The organism is Aestuariivirga sp., assembly GCF_020252405.1.
Taxonomy (GTDB): domain Bacteria; phylum Pseudomonadota; class Alphaproteobacteria; order Rhizobiales; family Aestuariivirgaceae; genus Aestuariivirga.
In genome coordinates, this window is the sequence record NZ_JADCDA010000094.1 from 1 (window position 1) to 6,058 (window position 6,058).

Consider the following 6,058-nt stretch of genomic DNA (forward strand, 5'->3'; position numbering starts at 1 on the left):
CAGCAACGCGCCCGACCACTCCGCGACCATTGTCGTCCTCCCGCCAAAAGCGGCAGGAATCACAAATCTATCGCAGACGCAACTGTAGTATTAGAGCGCCGGGCGGTCAGTTGAAATCGGAATGATTTCCTCCCTTTTCGGGGACGGCTGTCGCATATGGCCTGAAACCGCCCTCTTTATTATTCCTCTCCCCCACCGGGGGAGAGGTTAGGTGAGGGGGTGTTTCCGCGCGGGAGACGTTTGAGCAGGGATTTCCGGCGCTGTCCGCGTGGACAGACCCCCTCACCCTGCCCTCTCTCCCCCGATGGGGGAGAGGAAAGAAGAGGGCCGGCCCCTTGTGGCTTGAGGCATCCCCATTTTCATTCCTCTCCCCCTCTGTACACCCGGTGGGGGAGAGGAAAGACGAGGGCGGGGCTTTGTGGGGAGGGGGAACCCTCATGGAGTCAATTGACCGCCCGGCGCTCTAACCCGCGACGGAGGCGTCGTAGATGGACTGCACTGTCTTCTCCAGCCGGGCGTTGAACTGGGCGTCGGTCTGCTGGGCTGAAAGGCCCTCGCTCAGCGCGCGCGAGAAGCTGGCGATGAGGCCGGTGTTCCTCGCCAGCAGGGCATTGGCCTCGTCGCGGCTGTAACCGCCGGAAAGGGCCACCACGCGCATCACCTTGGGATGCAAGGTCAATGGCCTGAAAAAGTTTGCCTCGCTGGGAATCGTAAGCTTCAGCATCACCTGCCGGCCCGCGGGCAGCAGGTCGAGATGCCTGAGGATTTCGCCGCGGAGAATATTTTCCGCGTCCGGCTTGCCGGGGATCGAGATTGTCACCTCGGGCTCGATGATGGGCATCAGGCCCCTGGCGAGAATCTGGCGGCCATAGTCGAACTGCTGGGCGACGATGGCGGCGATGCCGGTGGGCGAGGCGGCGTCGATCACCGAGCGCATCTTGGTGCCGAAGACGCCCTTGGCGGCGGCGCGGTCGAGGAGCGTGTCGAGGTCCGGCATCGGCTTCATCAGGCGCACGCCGTCGTGGGCGTCGGCCAGGCCCTTGTCGATCTTCAGGAAGGGCACAACACCCTTGTTTTCCCAGAGGAAGGAGGGAACCGGCTGGCCGTCGATGTCGCCGTCCATGGTGCGTTCGAACAGGATGGCGCCAAGGATGCGGTCGCCGTTGAAGGCGGGTGACTTGATGATGCGGGTGCGCATGGCGTGCATCAGCGCGAACATTTCCTCTTCCGTCTTCCAGGCGTCCTTGCCGATGCCATAGCCTTCGAGCGCCTTGGGGGTTGAACCGCCGGACTGGTCGAGGGCGGCGATGAAACCCTTGCCGGTGGAAATCTTCTGCGCTTGTGCGGTGTTCATGGCGGATGATCCTCTTTTGCCGGCGGGACCATAGCGCATGTTCCGGTCAGGTGGAATCACCTGATCGGATCATGCTCCGGCCAATTGCCTCCGGGGCTTCAACCAGGACCCCCGGCCTCTCTGGCGGGCCTTTCGCCCCGGGCGCCTCAGCATTTTCTTAACCGTCAGGGGCTAAAGCATTTTCAGGTCAAGTGGACGCCGGTTGACCGTCGAAAATGCGGCCGAACAAAGAGACAGGGCAGGCCCTTGCAGGAGGTGATGCGCATGAGTCCCGACGGGGGTGTGGACACGGCTGCGGTGCGGCCCGCCGGACTGACCAGGATCGAACCCGCGAGCTTCCGCGGTGTCGATTGCAAGGTGCTGGCGGAGCGCTACGCCGCCTACCGCCGCAACATGGGGCTCGACGCCAGGCCGGCCGATGCTGACGTGATCGAACCCGCTGCGGCGCCCGGCAAGCCCTCACCCTGAAACAGGCGGGCCGGGATTGCCGGGCGGTGCTGGAGCATGAACCGCAAAAGTGGAACCCACTTTTGCGAAAAGATCATGCTCAAGCCTCTGATCTGGCGCATGTTCCGGCCAGGCGATTCCGCCTGAACGGAACATGCGCTATGGTCGGCTTTCCCCACTGGAAAGCCTGACCGATGAGCCACGCGCGTCCGCTGTTTGAAGCCTTTGCCCCGCCCATCCGCCCGCGGACCCCGCTGCGCGAGGCCATCACCGCCCATTGCCGCACGCCGGAGACGGAGTGCCTGCCGCCGCTGGTGGCGCTGGCGCGGATGGACCCGGCGCAGAAGCGCGGGACGGCGGCCACCGCGAGGACGCTGATCGAGGCGATGCGGGCCAGGCACAAGGTTACGGGCGTGCAGGGGCTCGTCCACGAATATTCGCTGTCGAGCCAGGAGGGCATTGCGCTGATGTGCCTTGCCGAAGCGCTGTTGCGCATACCCGATGCCGGCACGCGCGATGCGCTGATCAGGGACAAGATCGCGGAGGGGGACTGGAAGAGCCACCTCGGCGGCACGAAGCCGCTGTTCGTCAATGCCGCGACCTGGGGCCTTGTCGTGACCGGCAAGCTGACCTCGACGGTGAGCGGCGGCAGCCTGGGCGCGGCGCTGTCGCGCCTCATCGCGCGGGCGGGCGAGCCTGTGATCCGCCGCGGCGTGGACATGGCGATGCGCATGATGGGCGAGCAGTTCGTGATGGGCGAGACGATCGCCGGGGCGCTGAAGCGCGCAAAGCCCCTTGAGGCGAGGGGCTTCCGCTATTCCTATGACATGCTGGGCGAGGCGGCGGCGGCGGCGGACGATGCGGCGCGCTATTACCGCGACTACGAGAATGCCATCCATGCCATCGGCGAGGCGGCGGCGGGCCGGGGGGTCTATGAAGGTCCCGGCATCTCGATCAAGCTCTCGGCGCTTCATCCGCGCTATTCGCGCCAGAAGGCCGGGCGGGCGATGCAGGAGCTGCTGCCCAGGGTGAAGCAGCTGGCGAAGCTCGCCAGGCATCATGACATCGGCCTCAACATCGATGCGGAGGAGGCCGACCGGCTGGAGCTGTCGCTTGACCTGCTGGAGTCGCTGAGCCTCGACCCGGAACTGGCCTCCTGGAACGGGCTCGGTTTCGTCGTCCAGGCCTATGGCAAGCGCTGCCCCTATGTGATCGACTTCGTGGTGGACCTCGCCCGGCGCTCCGGCCGCCGCATCATGGTGAGGCTCGTCAAGGGCGCCTATTGGGACGCCGAGATCAAGCGCGCGCAGGTCGACGGTCTTGACGGATTTCCGGTGTTCACCCGCAAGGTGCACACGGATGTGAGCTATCTCGCCTGTGCGCGGAAGCTGCTCGGCGCGCTGGAACATGTGTTCCCGCAATTCGCCACGCACAATGCGCAGACGCTGGCGGCGGTCCTTGCGCTTGCGGGACCGCAATTCAGCGTGGGCGATTACGAGTTCCAGTGCCTGCATGGCATGGGCGAGCCGCTTTATGACGAAGTCACCGGCGAAGGCAAGCTCGGCCGCCCGTGCCGCATCTATGCGCCGGTGGGAACGCATGAGACGCTGCTGGCCTATCTGGTGCGCCGCCTGCTGGAGAATGGCGCCAACTCCTCCTTCGTCAACCGCATCTCGGACCCCAATGTCCCGGTGGACGAGCTGATCGCCGATCCGGTGGATGTGGTGAGCGCCATGCCGGTGATGGGCACGCCGCATGACCGGATCGACCTGCCCGCCGGTCTTTTCGGCCGGGAGCGCGTCAACTCGCGCGGGCTGGATCTGGCGGGCGAGGCGGCGCTGGCCAGTCTGGGCGCGGTGCTGAGGGAAACGGCGGCGGCGCCGTGGCATGCCAGGCCGCTGCTGGCCGACGGTGCCGTGACCGGCGCGACGCGCGACGTGCTGAACCCGGCGGATCGTGCTGACCGCGTGGGCCGCGTGACGGAGCTCGCCGCCGGCGATGCGGCGCGCGTCGTGCGGATGGCGCAGGAGGCCTGCGTCCGGTGGGCGGCGGCGCCGGCGGCGGAGCGCGCGGACTGCCTCGGGCGCGCCGCGGACATGATGGAAGCGCGCAGGGAGGTGCTGATGGGCATTGCCATGCGCGAGGCCGGCAAGACGGCGGCCAATGCCGTGGGCGAGGTGCGCGAGGCGGTGGACTTCCTGCGCTACTACGCCGGGCAGGCGCGGCAGTCGCTGGGGCCGTCGCACAAGCCGCTTGGCGCCGTCGTGTGCATCAGCCCGTGGAACTTTCCGCTGGCGATTTTCACCGGCCAGGTCGCCGCGGCGCTGGCCGCGGGCAATGCGGTGATCGCCAAGCCGTCGGAGGAGACGCCGCTGACCGCCTTCGAAAGCGTGCGCCTGCTGCATGAGGCGGGCGTGCCGCGCGGCGTGCTGCAATTCGCGCCAGGCGATGGCCGCCTCGGCGCGGCGCTGGTGGCCGAACCCGGGACCGCGGGCGTGATGTTCACCGGTTCGACCGAGGTGGCCCGCCTGATCCAGGCGCAGCTGGCCCAGCGCGTGACGGCGCAGGGCAAACCCATTCCGCTGATCGCCGAGACGGGCGGGCAGAATGCGATGATCGCGGATTCTTCGGCGCTGGCCGAGCAGGTGGTGGCGGACGCGATCGCCTCTGCCTTCGACAGCGCGGGCCAGCGCTGCTCCGCGCTGCGCGTGCTGTGCCTGCAGGAGGACGTGGCGGAACGCACGCTGGCCATGCTGAAGGGCGCCCTCGCCGAACTCTCGCTCGGACGCACCGACCGCCTGTCGACCGACATCGGCCCCGTCATCACGGCGGAGGCGAAAGACAGCATCGAGCGGCACATCGCCGGCATGCGCGGGGCCGGACACCGGGTGGAGCAGCTTGCCCTGCCGAAGGACGCCGAAAAGGGCTCATTCGTGCCGCCCACCATCATCGAGATCGACGATATCGGGCAGTTGCAGCGCGAGGTGTTCGGGCCGGTGCTGCATGTGCTGCGCTGGAAGCGCGGGGATTTGGACCAGCTGATCGACCGGATCAACGCCACGGGCTATGGCCTGACCTTCGGGCTGCACACCAGGCTCGACGAGACCATCCTCGCCGTCACGGAGCGGGTGAAGGCGGGAAACCTCTACGTGAACCGCAACATCATCGGAGCGGTGGTGGGCGTGCAGCCCTTCGGCGGGCGCGGGCTTTCAGGCACAGGCCCCAAGGCGGGCGGGCCGCTCTATCTCGGGCGGCTGGTGCGGAAGGCGCCGCCTCCGCCGCAGGTGAGTTCGGCGACGGCCGACGCGGCGCTGCGCGACTTCGCGGCATGGCTGGGCCAGCGCGGCCACAATGACGATGCGGATGCGGCGCGCGAGATGGGCGCGCTTTCCGCCCTTGGGATGGTGATGGAACTGCCCGGCCCGGTGGGCGAGCGCAACGTCTATTCGCTGCACCCGCGCGGGCGGATCTTGCTCGTGCCCCAGACGCTGAAGGGGCTGCACCGCCAGATGGCGGCGGCACTCGCCACGGGCAACAGCGCGGTGGTGGACCATGCGGGCGGGCTTGCCGCCACGCTGCAGGCGCTGCCAATGAGTGTCAGGCCGCGGGTTTTCGAAACATCCGACTGGGGCCTCGACGGGCCCTTCGCCGGCGCGCTGGTCGAGGGCGATGCACCGGAGGTGCGCGCGGCGAGCATGAGGATTGCCGCTCTCCCCGGGCCGCTGGTGCCGGTGCAGGCGGCGGGCACGGCAGAGCTTGCGTCCGATCCGCAGGCCTATTGCCTGAACTGGCTGGTCGAGGAGGTGAGCACCTCGGTCAACACCGCCGCCGCGGGCGGCAATGCGGGCCTGATGACCATCGGGTGAGCAGAATTTCCGGCGGCTGGGATAACGCATGTATGGGGGGATATGCGCTGCCCCGCATCGCCCCGTTGCAGGTGCGCCGCTCTGGACGTGCGGATGTTCCATGAGCCAGGTCCAGCCTCTCCCGCAAGGCGGGATAGGACGCCCCAACGAAGTTGGGGCCGGTGAGGGGAAGTCCGCCGGGACCGCAGCGGCTTGCTCGTCCCCTTGAAGCAATTTCAGGTCAACCGGTGCCCGCTTGACGTGAAAATGCTTTAGTACTACAGTTGCGTCTGCGATAGATTTGTGATTCCTGCCGCTTTTGGCGGGAGGACGACAATGGTCGCGGAGTGGTCGGGCGCGTTGCTGGAGTGGGAGGCGGAGCTTGCCTCGCTCAAGGCGAGAATTGGCGAGG

Annotated in this window: 3 protein-coding genes; 2 read left to right on the forward strand and 1 reads right to left on the reverse strand. The window is 67.4% G+C overall.

All coding sequences use genetic code 11. From position 1 onward, the window contains the following. Positions 1 to 463: 463 nt before the first annotated feature. Positions 464 to 1,354: a fructose bisphosphate aldolase gene (locus IOC69_RS13030; RefSeq protein WP_290543989.1), complete on the reverse strand. Its 891-nt coding sequence runs from the start codon at positions 1,352 to 1,354 to the stop codon at positions 464 to 466. A gap of 264 nt (positions 1,355 to 1,618) precedes the next feature. Here IOC69_RS13030 and IOC69_RS13035 point away from each other — a divergent pair, with 264 nt between their 5' ends. After that, positions 1,619 to 1,822 (forward strand): hypothetical protein, encoded by a 204-nt coding sequence (locus tag IOC69_RS13035; protein ID WP_290543990.1) that lies wholly within the window; start codon positions 1,619 to 1,621, stop codon positions 1,820 to 1,822. Between the two features lie 173 nt (positions 1,823 to 1,995). After that, positions 1,996 to 5,667, forward strand: coding sequence for a trifunctional transcriptional regulator/proline dehydrogenase/L-glutamate gamma-semialdehyde dehydrogenase (gene putA, locus IOC69_RS13040; protein WP_290543991.1), 3,672 nt, complete (start codon positions 1,996 to 1,998; stop codon positions 5,665 to 5,667). Positions 5,668 to 6,058 lie beyond the last annotated feature (391 nt).

Coding starts and splice junctions, on each gene's coding strand:
- putA (WP_290543991.1), top strand. CDS start 1,996: ATGAGCCACGCGCGTCCGCTGTTTGAAGCCTTTGCCCCGCCCATCCGC.
- IOC69_RS13030 (WP_290543989.1), bottom strand. CDS start 1,354: ATGAACACCGCACAAGCGCAGAAGATTTCCACCGGCAAGGGTTTCATC.
- IOC69_RS13035 (WP_290543990.1), top strand. CDS start 1,619: ATGAGTCCCGACGGGGGTGTGGACACGGCTGCGGTGCGGCCCGCCGGA.